We start from the raw sequence: 21,032 nt of genomic DNA on the forward strand, positions 1-21,032 counted from the left end.
GGGGAATATGGTGTGCGGCTATGGCGACGGTCGAGCCGATTATTGTCGTGGTTGTCGCTATAGCTGCATTCTGTATTCGGTCCAGCCTATCCGGCGGTAGCCGCGGGTGGAAGGCGGGCGGTGGTGGTTCTCAACTGACCCGGATGGTGTCGGGGGAATATGGTGTGCGGCTATGGCGACGGTCGAGCCGATTATTGTCGTGGTTGTCGCTATAGCTGCATTCTGTATTCGCTCCGATCCACCCGGCGGGTGTGTGTCATCGCTCCGCGGTCGCGATCCAGATGAGGCGGGTGGATTGCACCTGCAGGTCGGGTCGGTGGCGCAGCGAGTCGGCGGAGTCGCCGAGCAGCGCATCGATGGTGGCGAGATCGTCGGCGCCGAGATCGTCGGCCAATCCGGAACGCACCCGGGTCAGCCACGCCTGCGCATACGCGCGGCTGGTCGGGGTGGGGTGGGCAACGACGATCGGCACCGAGTGCCGCCCGCGCATCTCGAAGCCGGCCGCAATGATGGTGTCGGTCCAGTCCGGGAACGCATTGGCCCCCTTCGCCCGCATGATCGCCTCGATCCGGTCGTCGAGCCCGCTCTGCAAAAACCGCGGCTGGTGCGCCATCTCGATGATCGCGAGCACCCCGCCGCCGCGCAGATGCGCGCGAGCGGTGTGCAGGAAGGCGAGCGGGTCGGCGAGGTGATGCAGCGACCCCGACGCCCACACCACGTCGGCAGCACCGACCTGCGGCCACCCGTCGTCGAGATCGGCGGTGACGGCGCGCAGGTGCCCGGTGCCGGCACCGGCGATGCCGGCGGTCATGTCCGCCGATCCGTCGATCGCGATGATCTCCGCGTCGGGAAACGCCGCGGCCAGGGCGCGGGTGCCGACGCCGGTGCCGGCGCCCACATCGACGATGGTCGCCGGCGGGCCCGACGCCGCGGCCCGGATCAGCGTGATGGCCTCGTCGAGGTAGGCGCCGGTCACCGCGGCGTCGAGCTCGAGCAGTTCGCGCGGGCTGCCGCCGTGCGCCTGGTGTCGGTGGCTTCCGGGTGGTGAGCTGGTCATATCTTCACGGTAACGGCGCGATGCGCAGACTGCATACAATCTTGCCCATGGAGCAAGAACTTGATGCCGTCGTCCGTCAGCGCATCCGCGCGCTGCGAGTCGCCAAGGGCTGGACACTCGACTCACTGGCCCACCGGTGCCACCTGAGTCCGTCGACACTGAGCCGCATCGAGACCGGTCACCGGCGGGTCGCGCTCGATCAGCTGGTGCCGATCGCGCGGGCGCTGGGAACCTCGCTCGATGTGCTCGTCGAACCCGTCGGCGACGCCGACGTCGTGATCCGTCCCGAACCGCACACCACCGAGGGCCTCACCGTGTGGCCCTTGTCACGGGACAGCACGCCGTCGGGAGTGGTCGTGGCAAAGATGCGGCTCGAAGAGTCGGTGCGCGACGCCGCCGACGAGTTGCGTGTGCATCCGGGGCACGAGTGGTTCACGGTGCTGTCGGGGACCATCCGGCTGCAGCTCGGCGCGCGCACGATCATCATTCCCGCAGGCCACGCCGCCGAATTCGCATGTACGGTGCCGCATGTCCTCGCCCCACAGGACGGTCCCGCCGAAGTCCTGTCGATCTTCGACCACGACGGCGAACGCGCACATCTGCGCGGCTCACCGGCGTCGGCGGCGTCCTTCGCGTGACCGAATCGAGGCAGGGCGCGGCGTCCGGGGCCGGTTCGTCTCGGTATCCTGGTCCCGACATGAACACGCAGCCCATCCCCAGTCGCCGCACCGTCCTGGCGGCAGCCGGTATCGCCACCGCAGGTCTCATCGCCGCAGCCTGCGGGCAGTCGACCGATACCCCGTCCGCCCAGAAGTCGAAGCAGCCGACCGTCAAGGTCACCTACACGCCGGCGCTCGACGACGACGCCGCCCCCAATCCGATCGCGAAGGTCGAGGTCAAGGCGTCGGGTGGCACGCTCAACCCGGACGTCAAACTGGTCAATCCGAGTGGTCGCGCGGTGGCCGGGACGCTGTCGGAGGATCGCACGACGTTCACGATCTCCGAGGCGCTGGGGTACGACTCGACGTATACGTGGCAGGGCAGCGCCGTCGGCCAGGACCGCTTGTCGGTGCCGGTCAAGGGCTCGTTCACCACGCTCAATCCCAAACAGCAACTCAACGTCGTCGTCAACGTCGCCGACGGCCAAGAGGTCGGTATCGCCGCACCGCTCATCCTGAAATTCGACGGGACCGTCGACAACAAGGAGGCCGTCGAGCGTGCCCTCGCGCTGACGACCACGCCGCCGACCGAGGGCAGCTGGGCCTGGCTCGGTGAGGACAATGGGTCGCGAGCGCATTGGCGCCCGAAGGAGTACTTCCGGCCGGGCACCAAGATCCACATGAGTGCCAAGCTCTACGGGCTCGACCACGGCGGCGGCGCCTACGGTGCTGCCGACGTCACCAGCGACTACGTCATCGGCCGCGCGCAGATCGTCAAGGCCGTTGCGCCGAGCCATCAGATCGTCGTGGAACGCGATGGCGCGACGCTGATGACGCTGCCGTGCAGCTACGGCGAGGGCGACGTCGACCGCAACGTCACCCGTTCGGGCATCCACGTGGTGAGCGAAAAGTACGAGGACTTCTACATGTCCAATCCGGCGGCGGGATACTTCAACGTCCACGAACGCTTCGCCGTACGTATCTCCAACAACGGCGAATTCATTCACGCCAACCCGGAAACCGTTGGCGTACAAGGATCGTCGAATGTGACCAACGGGTGCATCAACCTGTCGCTGGACAACGCGCAGCAGTACTTCGCCACCGCAGTCTACGGAGACCCCGTCGAGGTGAGCGGCACCCGGATCGACCTGTCGGAGGCCGACGGTGACATCTACGACTGGGCCTACGACTGGGACAGCTGGAAATCCATGTCGGCGATCAAGGGCACTCCGCAGTCGTCGTCGGTTCCGGCGACCCCGCAAGGGGCACCGTCCTCGGTCGGCGCCCCCAACTGACTTCTGCCGGCTATCCGGTCCGGATGTTGCGCCGCGCCGACGCCTGATCCCGTGGCTTGAGCACGATCTGGTCGAGGTTCACGTGCGGCGGCCGGGATGCGACGAAGCCGATCACCTCGGCGACGTCCTCGGCGGTCAGCGGCGTCAGATCCGCATAGACCGCATCGGCGCGGTCCTGGTCGCCGTCGAAACGCACCAGTGAGAAGTCGGTCTCGACCATGCCCGGGGCGATCTCGGTGAGCCGGATCGGCTTGCCCAGCAACTCGAAACGCAGCGTCCGGTGTAGCACTGCCTGAGCGTGTTTCGCCGAGGTGTAGCCGGCGCCGTTGTCATACGGCTCGAGGGCGGCGGTGGAGGTGATGGTGACGATCAGCCCGTCGCCGGACGCCTCGAGAGCCGGCAGCAGCGACTTGATCATGCGCAGCGTGCCGAGCACATTGGTCTCCCACATCCAGCGCCAGTCGTCGAGATCGGCGTCGGCCACCGGATCGAGTCCCTTGGCGCCGCCGGCATTGTTGACCAGGACGTGCACGGCATCGAGGCCGGCGACGAAGCGGGCCACCGACTCGTCGTCGGTGACGTCGAGTTGCCTTCCGGTGCCGCCGATCTCGGCGGCAAGGGCTTCGACGCGGCCGACCCGGCGGGCACCGAGGATGACGTGGTACCCCTGCGCGGCCAGCGCGCGGGCAGTGGCCGCACCGATCCCGGAGCTGGCGCCGGTGACGACGGCGACGCGCGATTCGGTGGACGAGGTGGACTCACTCATGGCCGTCAGCTTACGTGTCGCAGGCCCGGGCGCCGCTCGCGACTCGGCCGAGGCGCCACGGGCGGAAGCCGCCGATACCGGCGATGCTAGATTCAGCAGTCATGCAGACGGTCATCCCGGCGACGCTCCGAGTCGGGACGACCCCGGCAGCGCTGGTCCTGCAGGCGATCCGGCTCGGCGCGCCCATCGCCCGCGACACCCTCGCCGGCGAGACCGGCTTGTCGCCGGCGACGATCAATCGGCAGGTCACTGCGCTCGGTGAGCTCGGCTTCGTCGTCGAACGCCGCGACCTCGGGCATGCCGGCGGTATCGGGCGGCCCAAACACCCGCTCGTCCTCGACCGCGACAAGCTGTGCGTGGCGGGCATGCACATCGGTGCGCGCCGCACCCTGCTCGTCATCGCCGACCTGGGCGGACGCACACTTTACAGTCACGCCGTGCGCACCCCGCGCGACGATCCGCACACCTCGTCGGCGGCCCTGTGCCGACAACTGCGCGAACTCGCCGACCGCTTCGCCGGGCGCAGGCTGCTGTGGGGCGGGGTCGCCCTCGGTGGTCGGGTCGACGCCGCCACCGGGGTCGTCGATCACCCGGTGCTCGGCTGGCGCAACGTGCCGGTGGGCCGGCAGCTCGCCGATGCGCTCGGCGTACCGGTGTCGGTGTGCGAGCACGTGCAGGCCATGGCGGCCGCCGAGTTGTTGCTGAGTTCGCCTCGCAGTGACGAGGACTCGGGACTTTTCTTCTACGCGCGCGAAACCACCGGCATGGCCGTCACGGTCGACGGCCGCGTGCTGGTGCCCGGCCGCGGGGCCGGCACCATTGCCCATACCCGGGTCGACGCGCCGATCCTGTGTGGTGGCGGGGCGACGCTGCAGGACGTGATCGGTGTCGACGTCGCACGGCGCGCCGCGCAGCGGCTGGGAGTATCGCCGGACGCGTCGGTGATCGCCGACGAACGCGCCCGCATTCTCGGTGAGGTGGTCGCGGTGTTCCGTGATGCGGTGAACCCGGACTCCGTCGTCGTGGCCGGCGATGCCTTTGCCGCGCACCCGCAAGGCCTCGCGCCGGTGCAGGCGGCCTTCGACGCCGCGTCCAAGGTGGGCTGGCCGTTGGAACTGACGGCATCGCGTTTCGGCGTCTCGGTTCAGGAGAGTGCGGCAATAGTGGTGGCGCTCAGCGTGATCTACTCCGAACCCGTCATCGCGATGACGTACTGCCGCGCCCGGGCGTAGGCGCTCCGGATCGGGCGGCCGAGCCGTGGGACCGTCGAAGCAGGTGCGAGCCCCGATGCCTCTGTGGGCCCCGACGCATAGGTGAGCCCGGTGCCCTACCGTGGCACCTATGACGATCCCCCCTCGCGATGTGGCCGCAACCATGTCCATCGCGGTCACCGCCCCCACCGAGCTCGAGATGCAGATCGCCGTGGCCCGCATACCCGGGCTCTGGCTCGAGGAGACGCTCGAGGTCACCGTCGACGGGGCCCCGGTGGCCGTCGAGGAGATCGTCGACGACCACGGCGGCCGCATCCACCGGCTCGCGGTCGCGTCCGGACAGATCAACGTCGACTATCGGGCGTCGGTGACCACGCCCGCCGATCCGGTCCGCGTTGCGGTCACCGACCGGTCGATCTACTTGCGGCCCAGCCGATATGCCGAGGCCGACAAGTTCTACGGGTTTGCCGCCGGACAATTCGACGCGTCCCGTCCGGCCGGTGAACTGCTCGATGAGGTGACCGCCTACGTCGAGGACCGGCTCGACTACATCCCCGGTGCGAGCGACCCCATCGACGGCGCCGCCGACACGCTGCTCGCCGGTGCAGGCGTCTGCCGCGACTACGCCCATCTCGTGGTGGCGTTGCTGCGTGCGCTGAACATCCCGGCGCGGCTGGTCGCGGTGTACGCGCCCGGTTGCACCCCGATGGACTTCCATGCCGTCGCCGAGGCGCTCGTCGATGGGGTGTGGGTCGCGGTCGACGCCACTCGACTCGCGCCGCGGCAGGGTCTGGTGCGGATCGCCACCGGCCGCGATGCCGCCGACACCGCCTTCCTCGACAACCACGGCGGCTCGATCAATCTCGACGCCTACCAGGTGACCGCGATCGTCCGTGGCGCTCTGCCCATCGACGACGGCACCGGACGCATCAGCATAGGCTGAGTCGCGTGCGCGCCTTGACATGTCCCATCTGCAACGCATTGTCGGGATTCGAGAACCAGAACTGTCCACGATGTGGCACCGCCGTCGGGGTGCACCTGCCGAGCCGTTCGCTGGTCGTCGCCTCCGACGAAGGGGTCGAGATCGACGGACGCCGGTGGGTCCGGTGTTCGAGTTCGTCACCGACGGGCTGCAATTGGATGACCCCCGCGGAACTCGGGGACGACGAGATCGGGATGCGCGGCCTGTGCTTCGGCGACTCGCTGGTGCGCCGTCGGCCGGAGATGTCCGACACCATCGCCCTCGAGAAGCTGGCGCCCACCACCCTCGACCTGCGCATGGTGCTCCTATCAGCTCGCCGATCTGGGGCTGCCGATCGAACCGTACTGGCGTACCGAAGGTGGGCTGGCCTTCGATCTGCTCTCCAGTCTGTCGGCAGGCAAACAGGTCATCATCGGGCATGCGGGTGGCGTCATCACCATCGATCTCGCCGAAACCCTTGACGCGCACCGGGAGCGGCTGCGGGTGCAACTCGGTGAGCCGTACCGCACGATGGTCGGCCACTTCCGTCACGAGACCGGTCATTACTATCAGCACGTTCTGGTGGAGACCGGTGACGGCGCGGCTCGTTATCTCGACAGGTGCCGGGAGATCTTCGGCGACGAACGCGCGAGCTACCGCGACGCACTCGATCGGCACTACCGGCAAGGGCCACCGGACAATTGGCGCGAGTCCTACATCTCCGAATACGCCACCATGCATCCATGGGAGGACTTCGCCGAGTGCTTCGCGCACTACCTGCACATCACCGGAACCATCGACACCGCCCGTGAATCCGGTCTGATGCTCGAGAGTGATCAGGTGCGCTTCTCGATGGATCGTGACATCGTGCCACTCGAATCCTATGCCGACCAGCCCGTCGAGAAGCTGCTCTACGACTGGAAATGGTTGTCCACCATGTTCAATCGCGTGAACCAGGCGATGGGCAGTGCGCGACTCTACCCCTTCGACATCCCGCAACCGGTTGTCCGCAAACTGGGCTTCGTCCACCGTGTGGTCCGCGAGTCCGCCAAGCGCAGTCCGGCATGCGATCCCATGGTTGTCGAGGTGCCCGGCGCGCCGGCGGCGTCCTGAGCTGCCGGCCCCGCGCCCGGCCCACATCCGCCGAGGACGGTTCAGTCGACGGACGCTTTGCGCTCTCCGGCAACGAATTCGAGTACATCGGCGACGTCGTCCGGGTCGCCGATGCGGTACTGGGCGGCGGTGTCGCCTGCCCCGACCTTGATGCTGATGTCGTGATCGTGGCGCAGGTGCGCGAACGCCTTCTCGTCGGTGACGTCGTCGCCGAGGTAGATCACCACGTCGGCACCGGAGCGTTCGCGCAGCAGATCCAGGGCGAGCCCTTTGCTGGTCTTGATGACGGCGAGCTCGATGACCGCCTTGCCCTCGGTGGCTTCCACACCGTCCCAGGTGGCCGGGCCGCCCCGGGCGCGGGTCAGCGCGGCGGCGGCGTCGGCGGGGGATGCGTTGCGCACGTGCAAGGTGGTGCTGATCGGCTTGGTCTCCACCGTCACCCCGTCGAAGTCTGCTGCGATGGAGCCGAATTCGTCGATGATCCGAGCGAGGAGCTGCTGCTGTTCGGGGGTGATCGGCTGCGCGAAGCCGGTGTCGAACTCGCTGCCGTGGCTGCCGACGAGGGTGATCGAATCCGCGCCGAGGCCCGAACGTTGCGCCAGGTCCGACACCGCCCGGCCGCTCACCACCGCCACCGTGGTGCTCTCGAGTCGGGCCGCGGCGCGCAACGCCTCGATGGATGCGGGCAGCGGAACGGCGTCCTGTGGGCGGGACACGATCGGCGCGATGCATCCGTCGTAATCCGACGCCACCAGTAGCCGCCCGACGGCGCTCGCCCGCCGCAATGCCTGGGCCAGCCCGGCGGGGATACCCTCGGTGCTCATGACCTCGACGGGTCGGGTGAGCGGGTGGGGGTGGCCTCGTCGCCACTGGTCAGTTCCACGCCGCGGTTTCCTGCGGCTTCGGTCTCCGTGGTCTCCGCCAGGGTTCCGAGGAAGCTGGCCGCCCACTTGCTGACATCGTGGGTCAGGACCTGCCTGCGCAGGGCGCGCATCCGTCGGCGCCCGTCCTCGGGGGACTGATCGATGGCCGCCATGATGGCGTCCTTGACGCCGTCCAGATCGTACGGGTTGGCCTGGTAGGCGGACCGCAATTCGGCTGCGGCACCAGTGAATTCGCTGAGCACCAAGGCGCCGCCGAGGTCGCTGCGGCAGGCCACATATTCCTTGGCGACCAGATTCATCCCGTCTCGCAGCGGGGTGACGAGCATGACGTCGGCGGCGACGAAGAACGCGATCAGGTCATCGCGCGGGACCGGCCGGTGCAGGTACTGCACCATCGGCTGGCCGACGCGGGCATAGGTGCCGTTGATGTTGCCCACCAACTGCTCGATGCCCGCCCGCATCCGGATGTAACTGTCGACGCGTTCGCGGCTCGGTGTCGCCAGCTGCACCATGACGGTGTCCTCGGCGTCGATTCGCTTCTCGTCCAACAGTTCCAGAAGTGCGCGGAGCCGCACGTCGATGCCTTTGGTGTAGTCGAGGCGGTCGACGCCGAGGATGATCTTCTTCGGGTTGCCGAGTTCTTTGCGGATCTCGGTGGCGCGTTTGCGGATCTCCTTGGAGCGGGCCTTGGTGTCGAGGTCACCGGAATCGATCGAGATGGGGAACGCGCCGACGCGCACGGTGCGGAATCCGACCTGCACCACCCCGAATCGGGAGCGTATGCCGATGGTGCCCTTGCTGATTGCCTGCCCGGCCAGCCGGCGCGCCAGGTACAGGAAGTTCTGGGCGCCGCCGGGGAGGTGGAAGCCGATGAGGTCGGCGCCCAGTAGTCCTTCGACGATCTCGGTGCGCCACGGCAACTGCATGAACAGTTCGATCGGCGGGAACGGGATGTGCAGGAAGAAGCCGATTTTCAGGTCGGGGCGCAGCATTCGAAGCATCTTGGGGACGAGCTGCAGCTGGTAGTCCTGCACCCAGACGACCGCACCCGGTGCGGCGGCCTTCGACGCGGCCTCGGCGAAGCGCCGGTTCACCTCGACGTAGGTGTCCCACCAGTCGCGGTTGTATTCGGGCTTGACGATGACGTCGTGGTAGAGCGGCCACAGGGTGGCGTTGGAGAATCCCTCGTAGTACTCGGCGATCTCCTCGGTCGACAGCGGCACCGCCTGGATGCCGATTCCTTCGACCTCGGGATTCTCGTCGGAGTCGGCGATGCCCGACCAGCCGACCCAGGCGCCGGTGTGTGAACGCAGGATCGGTTCGAGTGCGGTGACCAGACCGCCGGGGCTGCGTTTCCAGGTGGTCTCGCCGTCGGGGCCGACGGTTTTGTCGACGGGGAGGCGGTTGGCCACCACGACGAATTCGGCGCCGGGAGCGGAGCGAGCGGGCCGGTTGGGCTCGGCGCCGGGAGCGGAGCGAGCGGGCCGGTTGGGCTCGGCGCCGGGAGCGGAGCGAGCGGGCCGCTCAGATTCGGCGCCGGGAGCGGAGCGAGCGGGCCGCTCAGATTCGGCGCCGGGAGCGGAGCGAGCGGGATCCTTCTGCTCAGTGGACTGGGACTCAGGTACCGCTCGACTGTCCGAGGTCACGACTCAGGCGTTCTCGCCCGGTGCGATCCCCAGCATGGCCAACAGCATCCGGCACTCGTCGGCATCGGTTGCGTATGCGGCGACGACGCGGCGCGCAGAGCTGGCGGTCTCGTCGGCTACCGGCTCCAACTCTTCGTCGGCGATGTCGGTGGTCTTGGTTGCTGCCATCATGTCCCCTCGGTCGGCGCCCCCGGGTGTGGGGTGACGCGGTCGTCGGATGTCGTGGGTGCCACACCGGTTGCCTGACCTGAGCGACTGTGTGGTGTGGGCGAACTCCGATGGTACCCGGTCTCGTGGGGCCGCAAACCCTGTGGCGCCTGTGCTCACCACTGGTTGTGGCGTCGTCGGAGCAGTCGCCGGCGCTGGGCCCACTCGGGGCGGACGATTCGCGGGCGGCGCAGGGTGCGGGCGATGAATTCGCCCAGTGTGACGCCGGCGGCGAGCGCGCAGCCCACACCGAGGGCGCTACCGGCCCAGGTGAGTCCGTCGAGGGTCTGGTTGTTGAGGATGCCGTACAGGCCGCGGTAGACGGCCAGACCGGGCAGCAGCGGGGTGATGCCTGCGACGGCCACCACCAGCGGCGGGGTGAGCGCGCGACGGGCCAGCAGACCGCCGAGCATGCCGACGCAGACCGCGGCCAGGCCGGAGCCGATGATGTCGCCGACCGGGATGAACGAGGAGCCCGCGGCCACCCCGACACCGATGACGCCGGAGACGAAGGCGACCGGCAGCGCGCGGCGTTCGGCGTAACTGGCCAGCGCGAACGCCAGTGCGGCGATCGCACCCGCAGCCACCCGCACGGGCACGTCGACCGCCGCGAACTCCGTCGAGGTGGTGATGGCAGGCAGGTAGATACCGAAGGAACTGAGCATGCGCAGTGCCATACCGACCCCGGCGATGATCCCGCCGGTCATGAGCAGCAACTCGAAGAAGCGGGCCACGCCGGTGATGGGGGCGCCGGTGATCGCGTCCTGTACCGACCCGACCAGTGACAGCCCAGACAGCAGCACCACGATCCCGGCCGCGATGACCTGTGAGGGCATGATCTCGATGCCGACCTTCTCACCGGCCTCGAAGACCAGTGCGGCCGGCACCACCGCGATGAAGCCGCCGCTCACCTGCTGGAAGAAGCCGGGGGTGCCGATGCGGTTGAGCAGCCGGTTGATCGTGACGGTGACGCCGGTGGTCACGAACGCGAGCAAGGCCACCAGCGGGCCGCCGCCGAGCAGCACGCTGATCCCGGCGGCCATCAGTGCCCACGCCAGGGTGGCGACCTTGTACGGGTAGGGGTGTGGGGCCGCGATGATCGCGTCGACCATGCGGTGTGCGGTGGCCGGGGTGATCGCCGAGTCGCGGATGCGGCGGATGAGCTTGTCGACGTCCGCGAGCCGCGTGAAGTCCATCGACCGGTAGTGGACCGTCTCCATCGTGGTGATCGGCGGTAGGGTCGCGCCGCGCCGCGCGCTGACGACGATGGTGTTGTAGGTGACGTCGACATCGACGTCCTCGAGGCCGTAGATGCCTGCGACGAACTGGATCTGGCTACTGGTGTCGATGGCGCCGGTGCCCGAATCGAGCAGCACCGCACCGATCTTCGTGGCCAGGTCGAGCACCTCGGTGATGGCCCCGACGTCGAATCGGTCGATCGGGCGCCGGGGCGCCACCATGATGCTCCCGGGTTCGATCGTGTCGATGGTGGCCTGGCTGGTGCCGATGAGGCGACGGGCGGCGCGGCGGATATACTCGCGCAAGCAATGCCTCCTTAGCTCAGTGGTAGAGCACTCGCCTTGTAAGCGAGCGGTCGTCAGTTCAATCCTGACAGGGGGCTCCGGGAACGAGCCCGTCCGGCGCGCCTGACATGGGGCTCGGGTGATGTCGATCGTCGTCTGATGTCTATCGTGCCGCGCCGGTCTGTGCGCGCGATTAGAGTTTTCCCTATGCCGTTTCATGTCGACTCCGAGGTGGGCCGGCTCGCGCAGGTCATCGTGCATCGCCCCGGCATCGAGTTGCTGCGCCTCACGCCGGCCAACGTCGAGAGCCTGCTCTTCGACGACGTGATGTGGGCGGAGAAGGCGCAGGAGGAGCACGAGCAGTTCCAGCAGATCTTGCGTGATCTCGGGGTGACGGTGCACCTCTATCAGGACCTGCTCGCGACGGCGCTCGCCGCGGACGGGGCCCGTGACGAGCTGAAGGCCGAGCTGATCACCGAAACCCAATTCGGCACCGAACTCGACGGCCCGCTGCGGGCGCTGCTCGACGAGCGCGCGCCCGCCCAGCTCGCCGAGCTGCTCATCGGCGGAGTTCTCAAACGTGAGGCCGCGCCGTATCTGAGGGGAGTCTCGAGCCTGGTGCTCGACAGTCTCGGCGACGATGACTTCTTGCTCGCGCCGCTGCCCAATCACCTGTTCCAGCGCGACAATTCGGCATGGATCTATGCCGGGGTCAACCTCAATCCGATGGCCAGACCGGCGCGGCGGCGCGAGACCATCAACTCGCGCCTGATCTACAACTTTCACCCGATGTTCGCCGGTGAGCAGTTCGCGTTCTACAACGGCAACGACCCGATGCAACACACCCCGGCCACCATCGAGGGCGGCGACATCCTTGTCATCGGCAACCGGACGGTGATGATCGGGATGGGTGAACGCACCGCGCCGCAGGGTATCGAGGTGCTCGCCGAAAGGCTGTTCGCGGCGGGGGCCATCGATGCCGTCATCGTCGTCGAACTGCCGAGGGAGCGGGCGTTCATGCATCTCGACACCGCGATGACCCAGATCGACCGCGACGCCTTCAGCGTCTACCCCTACCTGCCCGATACCCTGCGGTCCTACACGCTCACCCCGCGCGGATCCGACGGTCATTTCACGGTGCACGAGAACGCCGATCTGTTCGCCGTGGTCGCGCAGGTGCTCGGGATCGAACGGCTGCGGGTGCTCAAGGCGCCCATCGACCGCCTCGAGGCGGCGCGCGCGCAGTGGGACGACGGAAACAACTTCCTGACCGTCTCGCCGGGCGTCGTGATCGGGTACGAACGCAACGTCACCACCAACAAATACCTGGGCGACAACGGTATCCAGGTCATCGGCCTGTCGGGTTCGGAACTCGGGCGGGGTCGCGGCGGCCCACGCTGTATGTCCTGCCCGATCGAACGGGAGTCCTGATGAGCAGCTCACCGGGCCGTCCCGGATCGGTCACCGGCTCGTCGCCGGTCGTCGAGACCACCTCCGGCCCCTACCGCGGCGTGCACGACGGGTCCCTCGGCGTCTGGAAGGGGATGCGGTACGCGGCACCGCCGATAGGTGAGAACCGTTGGCGCCGTGCGCGTCCGGTTACCGCACATACCGGGATCGTCGACGCCGACCACTTCGGTGCGGTGTGCCCGCAGGCACGCAATCCCGCGATCGGGCTCGGCTCGCAGGTGGTCATGGACGAGGACTGCCTGTTCCTCAACGTGTGGGCTCCGTCCGCGCGTACCGACGGGCCGCGCCCGGTGATCGTGTGGGTGCACGGGGGTGCCTACGTGTTCGGGTCGGGGAGTCAGCCGCTCTACGACGGGCGGCGGATGGCGCTCGAGAGTGGTGTCGTGGTGGTGACGATCAACTACCGGATCGGCGCCTTCGGGTTCGCCGACCTGGGGTCGGTGATCGACGGCGCCGAGACCAACGCCGCACTCTCGGATGTGCTCGCCGCCCTGACGTGGGTGCGCGACAACATCTCCGGGTTCGGGGGCGATCCGGCACGGGTGACCCTGGCCGGTGAGTCGGCCGGAGGGGGCATCGTCACCACCCTGCTCACCACGCCCGCCGCGCGTGGGCTGTTCCATCAGGCCATTGCCCAGAGTTCACCGGCGACCGCGGTGGTGGCCACCGAGCGGCTGACCATGGTCGCCGAGCGGCTCGACGCGGCCATCCCCGGCGATCTGCGTGCGGCGGCGTCCCAACAGTTCGTCGACGCCGGGATGGCAGTCTTTGCCGATGTCCCGCAAGACAACCCGGGAGTACTGGCATTCACCGTGACCGTGGACGGTGACCTCGTGGCGCGTCACCCGCTCGACGTCTACCGGTCCGGGGACTCGCATCCGGTGCCGCTGCTCATCGGCAGCAATCGTGACGAGTCGGCGCTGTTCAAATACATGAAGTCGCCACTGATGCCGATCGACGTCGAACGGATTCGGGAGATGTTCGGGCGGTTGCGCGCCGAACAGCCCGATCTCGGCCTGCCCGACGAGCGCACCGTCCTCGCTGCCTATCCGCGCAATGCCAAGGCCGCCGGCCTCGGGATCGCCCGCGACCTGGTCTTCCGAATGCCCACTCTGTGGCTGGCCGACGCCCACGCCGCCCTTGCTCCGGTGCATCTGTACCGATTCGATTGGGCGCCACCGATGTTCCGGGCGCTGCGGCTCGGCGCCACCCACGGCACCGAACTCGCCTACACGTGGGGCAATCTCACCACCGGCCGCAAGGACATCACCTACAAACTGGGCGGCCGCAAGACCGGGGAAAAGGTTGCTCGACGGATGCTCGGACGGTGGGGAGCCTTTGTGCGAGAAGGTGTTCCCGACGCAGACTGCGGTCCCGATGCCGCTTCCGACCCCGAGCTGGCGATGCCGTCTTGGCCTGCCTTCACCCGCTCCGAGCGCCGATCACTGGTGATCGGTGCACGTGAGCGCGTGGTCACCGGGCTCGACGATCACCTGCACACCACCTGGGGCGAGGAGATCCTCGCCTTCCGCTGACGCCATCCGCGCGGCTGCCCGATCCTTCGCCGGCCGATCCGCCGGGAGTACGATCCGGCCATGAGCACTGTGGACGACATCGGGGCCGTGCGACTGACCGGATTCGCACATGGCGGTGGGTGTGCCTGCAAGATTCCGCCGGGCGAGCTCGAGGCCGCGGTGGCCGGGCTGACCGGGCAGGTCGGCGACGACATCCTGGTCGGCCTCGACGACGGGGACGATGCCGCCGCGGTGCGCGTCCGCGACGACCTGGCGGTGCTCGCCACGGCCGATTTCTTCACCCCGGTCGTCGACGACGCATTCACCTGGGGCGCGATCGCCGCGGCGAACGCGTTGTCCGACATCTACGCGATGGGCGGAACGCCGGTGGTCGCGATCAATCTCGTCGGTTGGCCGCGGGAGAGACTGCCGATGGAATTGATGACCGAGGTGCTGCGGGGTGGGCTCGACGTCGCGGCCCGCGCCGGCTGTCCGGTCATCGGCGGCCACAGCATCGACGACCCGGAACCCAAATATGGCATGGCGGTCACCGGGATCGCCGACCCCGCACGGCTGATCCGCAACGATGCCGCCGTGGCCGGACTGCCGATCACCCTCACCAAACCCATCGGTGTCGGTCTCCTCAACAACCGGCACAAGCAGACCGGCGAGGTCTTCGACGCCGCCGTCGAGGTGATGACGACCCTCAATCGCGAGGCGGCGCAGGCAGCGCTGGCCGCCGGCATCCGCTCCGGCACCGACGTCACCGGATTCGGGCTGCTCGGGCACCTGCACAAACTCGTCCGCGCCTCCGGGGTGGGCGCAGTGATCGACCGGTCGGCGGTACCCGCGGTCGACGGCGCACTCGACGCGCTGCATGCCGGGTACGTCTCCGGGGGCACCCGCCGCAACCTCGACTGGGTGCGCCCGCATCTCGACACCGCCGCCACCATCACCGACGACGACCTGTTGTTCCTCGCCGACGCGCAGACCTCGGGCGGACTACTGCTGATCGGGGAGGTGCCCGGCTATCCGGTGATCGGCGAAACCGTCAGCGGTGCAGGCATTCACATCCGCTGACCCGGTGCGCGCAGGTTGGCGCCGATCAGTATCCGGTGGTGATCGAGTCGTCGGTGATCCCCGCCGCGCGACGGGCGGCGAGGCGGCGCTTCTGCGGGACGATCGTGTAGCGCGGGTCCTTCGCCGACTCGATCCCGGCATGCAAGATCCCGTAGCGGGTGCACGCCGACGCCGCGAGCAGCGTCAGTCCGGACGCCACCGACACCGCACGTGACCGTCCGGAGAGCAGTGTGCCGATGCCGCCGGCAACTGCGAGCCGCTCGGCCCAGCGCATCGCCTTCCCGGGCGCACCCTGGTGAAGCGGTTCGGCGACAACCGAATCCATCCCGCGCTCCATGATGCGGGTCGCCGCGACATCGCCGACGACGCCGACGGCAGCGAATACCCGGGCGGGGCCGGCCTGATCCACCGGTGTCGTCACCATCGCCAGCCCGCTCGCGGCCAGGCTCGCCGAGCTGACGAAGACGAACGGCAGGTCGCGGTGCATCGCATTCCAGGTCGGGGTGGCGGTGTCGCCGAGCAGGGCCGCGGTGTACACGGCCAGCAGGGGACCGAAGACACCGCCGACCAGTCCGGCGGGTGCTTCGCCGTACCGAAGCACCAGCCGGAGCGGACCCAGCGGCAGCCGGTGCCGCGTCATCCGGTCCACCTCGGCGGCCGCGGCCACGCCGATCCCACCGGAGAAGACGGTGAGAATCCACGACCCGACACTCATCGGCGAGGTCACCTTGAACGTGCGCAGCATGTTGTAGAACCGGTCCGGCCGGCCCAGGTCGGCGACCAGTGCCACCGCGCCCGCCCCGACCGCGGCCAGTCCGCCGAGGCGGGCGTTGCGGCGCAATGTCTCCCGGCCGGTGAGCTGAGCTCCGGCGGCCAGTACGCCCGACCCGCCGCCGACGCCGCCGAGAAACAGATACAGCGCGATCTCGTCACCCCACGGTGGCGGCTTGACCACCGGATGCCCGTAATAGCCGTCGCCGGTGAGCTTTTCGAACTCGACGTCGGGCACCATCGACATTTCGCGGTCGCCGTCGGTGGCGCCGGCCCCGTGGCGGCGTCGGGCCACCCGTTCGCGGAGACGGCCACGCCGTCGCGGCTCCGGTGGCCGCAGCGAATCGTATTCCGAGGTCATCGCGTGCTCACCGCCCGCGGCCGGAGAGAAACGAAACGGCAGCGGCGGCAAGCATTCCCACTGCGGCCACGCCGGCGCGGCGATACATGCTCGGCAGGTCGGCGGTACACACCCGCGGGTCGGGTGGCAGTCCGTAGACCTCGGGCTCGTCGAGCAGCAGGAACATCGACCCGGTTCCGCCGACCCCGTCCTCGGTGTTGGCGCCGTAGAGCCGCACCTCGGTCATGCCCTGCGCATGCAGTTGCGCGATCCGCTCGTGCGCGGTCTCGACGAGGTCGTCGTGGTCGCCGAACTTGATCGACGTCGTCGGGCAGGTCTTGGCGCAGGCGGGGGTCTCGTCGTCGAGAAGGCGGTCATAACACAGCGTGCACTTCTGTGCCACACCGCGTTTGGGCACCGGAGGTTGTTCACCCTTGCGCTGGCCCTGCCTGGTGGTGGGTTCGACGGTGCCGTCGGAGCGGCGCTCGACGACGCCGAACGGGCAACCGGCAACACATGTTCCGCAACCGTTGCACACGTCGTGCTGCACCACCACGGTGCCGAACTCGGTGCGGAACAAGGCCCCCGTCGGGCATACGTCCAGACATCCGGCATGCGTGCAGTGTTTGCAGACGTCCGAGGACATCAGCCAGCGGAACTCCGGGGTGTCGGGCGGCGTGACGTCGACCGGCCCCGCCGCCACATCCGCCGACGGCAACGACGGCATGCCCAGATCGGTCAGCGCGCGCCCGGATTCGCGTGCGGCCGCGATCTGTTCGCGGTTCTGCTCGATGAAGGCGACGTGGCGCCAGGTGCTCGCGCCGAGCGCGACGGTGTTGTCGTAGGACATGCCGGTGAGCTCGAGGTCGCCGTCGCGCGGGTTGTCGTTCCACTCCTTGCAGGCGACCTCACATGCCTTGCAGCCGATGCAGATCGACGTGTCGGTGAAGAATCCCTTGCGTGGCCGTTCGTGCCGGCCCCAATGCGCGTCGGCCCTCGGGTCGGTCGGGCCGGACAGTTGTCCCATTATTCGGATCTCCTTGTCTGTTCGCCCCGGTTGTCGTCGCCCATGTGGTGGTCTTCCTGACGGTGGTGGCCGCCGTCGGAATCCTCTTGTGCAGGTGCGGGATAGATGGTCTCGCGCTCGGTGTCGGTGAGGTGGCGGTTGTCGGTCTCGACGGTGATTCCGGCGCGTTGCCGATACCGCTCCACCAGATCGAGCAGTTCCTGACCGTGCGGCCGGCGGCCGGCGACCACGTCACAGGAGGCCACCTTGGATTCCTGGATCTGCACATTGGGATCGAGTGCGACGCCGAGCAGGTCGTTCACCGCGTCACCGGTGACGATGGCATCGTTGCCCTGGCCCCAGTGGTAGGGCAGCCCGACCTGGTGTACCTCGCGGCCGTTGATGCGCAGCGGAGTCATCCGCTCGGTCACCAGTACTCGCGTCTCGATCGCGGCGCGCGGCGAGATGATCGTCGCCCAGCCCTCGTTGACGAGGCCGCGGGCGGTGGCCAATTCCGGTGACACCTCGCAGAACAGCTCCGGCTGCAATTCCGCAAGGACCGATGACCATCGGCTCATGCCGCCGGCCGTGTGGTGTTCGGTCAGCCGATAGGTGGTGAACACGTACGGATATACGTCGGCGCCGTGGGCGCCGGCGCTCGGTGCGCCCAGATTGTCGGTGCGCGGGAAGGTTATCCGCGCCGGCGCCTGCTGCTGTGGGTACAGCGCGTTGGCCACCGGCGACTCATGCGGCTCGTAATGCGCGGGCAGTGGACCGTCGACGAGTCCCGTGGGTGCGAAGAGCCAGCCCTTGCCGTCGGATTGCATGATGAACGGGTCGTCACCGGCCAATCCCTCGGCACCGCCGCGATCGGGATCAGGCCGTGCGTCGGGCGCTTTGTCGACGGGGAAGTCGGGTACGTCGTCGCCGATCCACTTGCGCGCCTGTGCATCCCACCAGATGTAGCGTTTGCGCTCGCTCCACGGTTTGCCGTCGGGGTCGGCGGAGGCCCGGTTGTAGAGGATGCGCCGGTCGGCCGGCCATACCCAACCCCACTCGTGCTGACTCACCGAGTCGCCGCCCTGCGGGACGCGCCGGGCGGCCTGATTGGTCGCGTGCGCGTACACCCCGGTGTAGATCCAGCATCCGCTTGCGGTCGACCCATCGGCCTTCATCTGCGTGTACGACGTCAGGTTGGTGCCAGCGTCGGGACCGGAGGTGAAGTACCCGTTGATCTCCGAGAGCACCGACTCCGGTTCGGGGTTGCCGTGCTCGTCGAGCGGGTAGTCCCACGTCAGGTCGAGCAGCGGCCGGTCGCGTTCGTCGGTGGAGTCGGCGAGGCGCTCACGGATGCGTCGGCCGAGTTCGTAGAAGAAGTCCAGTTCGCTCTGCGCCTGCCCCGGCGGCTGTACCGCCTGATGGCGCCACTGCACCATTCGCTGTGTCTGCGTGAACGATCCGGCCTTCTCGACATGGGTGGCCGCCGGCATGAAGAACACCTCGGTGGCGATGTCGGTGGTGCGCAGTTCACCCGAGGTGATCTCGGGCCCGTCCTTCCACCACGTCGCCGACTCGATCATGTTGAGGTCGCGGACCACCATCCACTTCAGGTGCGACATCGCCATCCGCTGCTGACGGCCGTTGGCCGAGCCGACCGCTGGATTCTGGCCGAGCACGAAGTAGCCCTCGACCTTGTCGGCGAGCATGTCGACGGTCGTCTGATAGGTGCCCGCCGGCCCGGACAGTCGCGGCAGATAGTCGTAGGCCCAGTCGTTCTCGGCGGTCGCGGCGTCGCCGAACCACGCCTTGAGTAAACTGACCGTGTACGCGTCGGAGTAGGCCCAGAAACCCTTCTGCTTCGGGGAACCCACTGCCGCAAGGTAATCGGCGAGCGTGTCATGCCGACCGACCGACGGCATCGGCAGATAACCGGGCAGCAGGTTGAACAAGGTCGGGATGTCGGTGGAGCCCTGGATGCTGGCGTGCCCGCGCAACGCCATGATTCCGCTGCCGGGCCGGCCGACGTTGCCGGTCAACAGCTGCAGGATCGCCGCGGTGCGGATGAACTGCACCCCGAGGGTGTGCTGGGTCCACCCGGTCGCATACCCGAAACAGGTGGTGCGTTCGCGCCCGGAGTTCTCGGCGATCGCCTCGGCCAGATACGTGAAGTCCTCGACGGTGATACCGCACATGTCGCGCACCATCTCCGGTGTGTAGCGGGCGAAATGGCGTTTGAGGATCTGGAACACCGACCGCGGATGGGTCAGTGTCTCGTCGCGCACGACCTTCGCGTGCTCCAGTGGTGGTCCGCCCGAACCGAGTTCGTCTCCGGCGGCGCGCGCCGAGGCCGACGCACCGTGTTCGTGGCCGGCCGGTGCGGCGATCGTGCCGCCGGTCGTGTCGTCATAGGCCCACGTCGCCGGGTCGTACTGCCCGGACTCCGGATCGAATCCGGAGAACAGCCCGCCGAGATCCTCGGTGTCGCGGTAGTCGTCGTTGACCAGCGTCGCGGCGTTGGTGTAGGCGACGACGTACTCACGGAAGTACCGCTCATGGGTGAGCACGTAATTGATCAGCGCACCGAGCAGGACGACGTCGGAGCCGGCGCGGATCGCGATGTGCCTGTCCGCATTCGCCGAGGTCCGGGTGAAACGCGGATCGACGTGGATGACCCGCGCACCACGGGCGCGCGCCTCGAGGACCCATTGGAAGCCCACCGGGTGTGCTTCGGCCATATTGCCGCCCATGAGCACAATGCAATCGGCGTTGGCCATGTCCTGAAGTGATTGCGTCGCGCCGCCGCGTCCGAACGAGGTTCCCAGACTGGGAACCGTGGAGGAGTGTCATATACGCGCTTGGTTCTCGATCTGGATCGCGCCGGCGGCGGTGAAGAGCTTCTTGATCAGATAGTTCTCTTCGTTGTCCAGGGTCGCCCCGCCCAGCGACGCGATGCCCATCGTGCGCCGCAACGTCCGGCCCTGCGAGTCGACGTCTTGCCAGGTGCGTCGGCGCGACTCGAGGAAGCGGTCGGCGATCATGTCGATCGCGGTGTCCAGATCGAGATCGGTCCACTCGGTGGCGTAGGGCGCCCGGTAGCGAATGGCGGTCTGCCGTGCCGGATTGTTGACCAGCTGAGCGCTCGAGGCGCCCTTCGGGCACAACCGGCCTCGGGAGATCGGGGAGTCGGGATCGCCCTCGATCGCGATGACCCGATCGTCCTTGACGTAGACCTGCTGCCCGCACCCGACCGCACAGAACGGGCACACGCTCTGCACCACTTTGTCGGCGCTTGTGGTCCGGGCTTCGATGCCGCGGGTGCGCGGCGACGCGACGGCCGGACCCCGGCCGAATCTGTCGCCGGAGCGCAACTGCCGGAACACCGGCCACTCCAATGGGCGCAAGGGCACGAGGCCGAGTCTAGCCGCTCGCACCCGCGGACGGGCGGCCATCGCACTATCGTCTGAGCTGTGCAGCAACACCTCCCCGACATGGCCTTCGAGCCCATCGGCAGCGTCAAGGCGTCCCCCGA

16 protein-coding genes, 1 tRNA gene and 1 pseudogene are annotated in these 21,032 nt (G+C 68.2%); 9 read left to right on the forward strand and 9 right to left on the reverse strand.

What is annotated here, in order from left to right:
* Window positions 1-256: 256 nt before the first annotated feature.
* Window positions 257-1,057, reverse strand: a complete 801-nt coding sequence (locus tag ACLQ3C_RS11505) for a class I SAM-dependent methyltransferase (RefSeq protein WP_425705197.1) — start codon at window positions 1,055-1,057, stop codon at window positions 257-259.
* Between the two features lie 47 nt (window positions 1,058-1,104).
* Between ACLQ3C_RS11505 and ACLQ3C_RS11510 the strand changes: the two genes are divergently transcribed.
* The gene (locus tag ACLQ3C_RS11510) at window positions 1,105-1,695 is read left to right on the forward strand and encodes a helix-turn-helix domain-containing protein (protein WP_425705198.1); all 591 of its coding nucleotides are present in this window, start codon (window positions 1,105-1,107) and stop codon (window positions 1,693-1,695) included.
* A 59-nt stretch (window positions 1,696-1,754) separates the two neighbouring features.
* Window positions 1,755-3,011, forward strand: coding sequence for an Ig-like domain-containing protein (locus tag ACLQ3C_RS11515; RefSeq protein WP_425705199.1), 1,257 nt, complete (start codon window positions 1,755-1,757; stop codon window positions 3,009-3,011).
* 10 nt (window positions 3,012-3,021) lie between these two features.
* Here ACLQ3C_RS11515 and ACLQ3C_RS11520 read toward each other — a convergent pair whose 3' ends face one another.
* On the reverse strand, window positions 3,022-3,777 hold the full coding sequence (locus ACLQ3C_RS11520; RefSeq protein ID WP_425705200.1) for an SDR family NAD(P)-dependent oxidoreductase: 756 nt from the start codon (window positions 3,775-3,777) through the stop codon (window positions 3,022-3,024).
* A 101-nt stretch (window positions 3,778-3,878) separates the two neighbouring features.
* On the opposite strand from ACLQ3C_RS11520, the gene ACLQ3C_RS11525 reads away from it, so the two are divergent.
* From ACLQ3C_RS11525 to ACLQ3C_RS11535, 3 genes and pseudogenes are all read left to right on the forward strand, one after another.
* Complete coding sequence (locus ACLQ3C_RS11525) at window positions 3,879-5,009, forward strand: ROK family protein (protein ID WP_425705201.1); 1,131 nt, start codon at window positions 3,879-3,881, stop codon at window positions 5,007-5,009.
* 109 nt (window positions 5,010-5,118) lie between these two features.
* Window positions 5,119-5,931: a transglutaminase-like domain-containing protein gene (locus ACLQ3C_RS11530; RefSeq protein ID WP_425705202.1), complete on the forward strand. Its 813-nt coding sequence runs from the start codon at window positions 5,119-5,121 to the stop codon at window positions 5,929-5,931.
* 5 nt (window positions 5,932-5,936) lie between these two features.
* Window positions 5,937-7,062 (forward strand): annotated as a pseudogene (locus ACLQ3C_RS11535) (zinc-binding metallopeptidase family protein).
* Between the two features lie 41 nt (window positions 7,063-7,103).
* On the opposite strand, the gene otsB reads toward ACLQ3C_RS11535, so the two are convergent.
* The 4 genes from otsB to ACLQ3C_RS11555 form a co-directional block, all read right to left on the reverse strand.
* Window positions 7,104-7,886, reverse strand: coding sequence for a trehalose-phosphatase (gene otsB, locus ACLQ3C_RS11540; protein ID WP_425705203.1), 783 nt, complete (start codon window positions 7,884-7,886; stop codon window positions 7,104-7,106).
* Window positions 7,883-9,361, reverse strand: coding sequence for an alpha,alpha-trehalose-phosphate synthase (UDP-forming) (locus ACLQ3C_RS11545; RefSeq protein WP_425705204.1), 1,479 nt, complete (start codon window positions 9,359-9,361; stop codon window positions 7,883-7,885). The genes otsB and ACLQ3C_RS11545 overlap by 4 nt, the downstream gene beginning before the upstream one ends.
* A gap of 234 nt (window positions 9,362-9,595) precedes the next feature.
* On the reverse strand, window positions 9,596-9,760 hold the full coding sequence (locus ACLQ3C_RS11550) for a hypothetical protein (RefSeq protein ID WP_425705205.1): 165 nt from the start codon (window positions 9,758-9,760) through the stop codon (window positions 9,596-9,598).
* Window positions 9,761-9,915: 155 nt separating this feature from the next.
* Complete coding sequence (locus tag ACLQ3C_RS11555; RefSeq protein ID WP_425705206.1) at window positions 9,916-11,343, reverse strand: threonine/serine ThrE exporter family protein; 1,428 nt, start codon at window positions 11,341-11,343, stop codon at window positions 9,916-9,918.
* A 5-nt stretch (window positions 11,344-11,348) separates the two neighbouring features.
* Here ACLQ3C_RS11555 and ACLQ3C_RS11560 point away from each other — a divergent pair.
* From ACLQ3C_RS11560 to selD, 4 genes are all read left to right on the forward strand, one after another.
* A tRNA-Thr gene (locus tag ACLQ3C_RS11560) sits at window positions 11,349-11,420 on the forward strand.
* A 109-nt stretch (window positions 11,421-11,529) separates the two neighbouring features.
* On the forward strand, window positions 11,530-12,753 hold the full coding sequence (locus ACLQ3C_RS11565; RefSeq protein WP_425705207.1) for an arginine deiminase: 1,224 nt from the start codon (window positions 11,530-11,532) through the stop codon (window positions 12,751-12,753).
* A complete protein-coding gene (locus ACLQ3C_RS11570; protein ID WP_425705208.1) occupies window positions 12,753-14,327 on the forward strand; it encodes a carboxylesterase/lipase family protein in 1,575 nt (524 codons plus the stop codon). The genes ACLQ3C_RS11565 and ACLQ3C_RS11570 overlap by 1 nt, the downstream gene beginning before the upstream one ends.
* Window positions 14,328-14,387: 60 nt before the next feature.
* Window positions 14,388-15,386 (forward strand): selenide, water dikinase SelD, encoded by a 999-nt coding sequence (selD, locus tag ACLQ3C_RS11575; RefSeq protein ID WP_425705209.1) that lies wholly within the window; start codon window positions 14,388-14,390, stop codon window positions 15,384-15,386.
* A gap of 25 nt (window positions 15,387-15,411) precedes the next feature.
* Here the strand turns inward: selD and nrfD are convergent, their stop codons facing one another.
* From nrfD to fdh, 3 genes are read right to left on the reverse strand one after another with little or no spacing between them, the layout of a single operon-like run.
* The gene (gene nrfD, locus ACLQ3C_RS11580; protein WP_425705210.1) at window positions 15,412-16,518 is read right to left on the reverse strand and encodes an NrfD/PsrC family molybdoenzyme membrane anchor subunit; all 1,107 of its coding nucleotides are present in this window, start codon (window positions 16,516-16,518) and stop codon (window positions 15,412-15,414) included.
* Between the two features lie 7 nt (window positions 16,519-16,525).
* Entirely contained in the window at window positions 16,526-17,524 is a 999-nt protein-coding gene (locus ACLQ3C_RS11585; protein WP_425705211.1) for a 4Fe-4S dicluster domain-containing protein, read from the reverse strand.
* Entirely contained in the window at window positions 17,524-20,952 is a 3,429-nt protein-coding gene (fdh, locus tag ACLQ3C_RS11590) for a formate dehydrogenase (protein ID WP_425705212.1), read from the reverse strand. Before fdh ends, ACLQ3C_RS11585 begins: the two co-directional genes overlap by 1 nt.
* Window positions 20,953-21,032: the final 80 nt, after the last annotated feature.

It is taken from the genome of Gordonia sp. DT30, assembly GCF_049844915.1.
Classification (GTDB): Bacteria; Actinomycetota; Actinomycetes; order Mycobacteriales; family Mycobacteriaceae; genus Gordonia.

Bases quoted from the DNA above. Each gene is read 5' to 3' on its own strand.
- ACLQ3C_RS11520 (WP_425705200.1), bottom strand. From the start codon at position 3,777: ATGAGTGAGTCCACCTCGTCCACCGAATCGCGCGTCGCCGTCGTCACC.
- ACLQ3C_RS11565 (WP_425705207.1), top strand. From the start codon at position 11,530: ATGCCGTTTCATGTCGACTCCGAGGTGGGCCGGCTCGCGCAGGTCATC.
- ACLQ3C_RS11510 (WP_425705198.1), top strand. From the start codon at position 1,105: ATGGAGCAAGAACTTGATGCCGTCGTCCGTCAGCGCATCCGCGCGCTG.
- ACLQ3C_RS11530 (WP_425705202.1), top strand. From the start codon at position 5,119: ATGACGATCCCCCCTCGCGATGTGGCCGCAACCATGTCCATCGCGGTC.
- ACLQ3C_RS11505 (WP_425705197.1), bottom strand. From the start codon at position 1,057: ATGACCAGCTCACCACCCGGAAGCCACCGACACCAGGCGCACGGCGGC.
- ACLQ3C_RS11585 (WP_425705211.1), bottom strand. From the start codon at position 17,524: ATGGGACAACTGTCCGGCCCGACCGACCCGAGGGCCGACGCGCATTGG.
- ACLQ3C_RS11570 (WP_425705208.1), top strand. From the start codon at position 12,753: ATGAGCAGCTCACCGGGCCGTCCCGGATCGGTCACCGGCTCGTCGCCG.
- ACLQ3C_RS11525 (WP_425705201.1), top strand. From the start codon at position 3,879: ATGCAGACGGTCATCCCGGCGACGCTCCGAGTCGGGACGACCCCGGCA.
- otsB (WP_425705203.1), bottom strand. From the start codon at position 7,886: ATGAGCACCGAGGGTATCCCCGCCGGGCTGGCCCAGGCATTGCGGCGG.
- ACLQ3C_RS11515 (WP_425705199.1), top strand. From the start codon at position 1,755: ATGAACACGCAGCCCATCCCCAGTCGCCGCACCGTCCTGGCGGCAGCC.
- nrfD (WP_425705210.1), bottom strand. From the start codon at position 16,518: ATGACCTCGGAATACGATTCGCTGCGGCCACCGGAGCCGCGACGGCGT.
- ACLQ3C_RS11550 (WP_425705205.1), bottom strand. From the start codon at position 9,760: ATGGCAGCAACCAAGACCACCGACATCGCCGACGAAGAGTTGGAGCCG.
- selD (WP_425705209.1), top strand. From the start codon at position 14,388: ATGAGCACTGTGGACGACATCGGGGCCGTGCGACTGACCGGATTCGCA.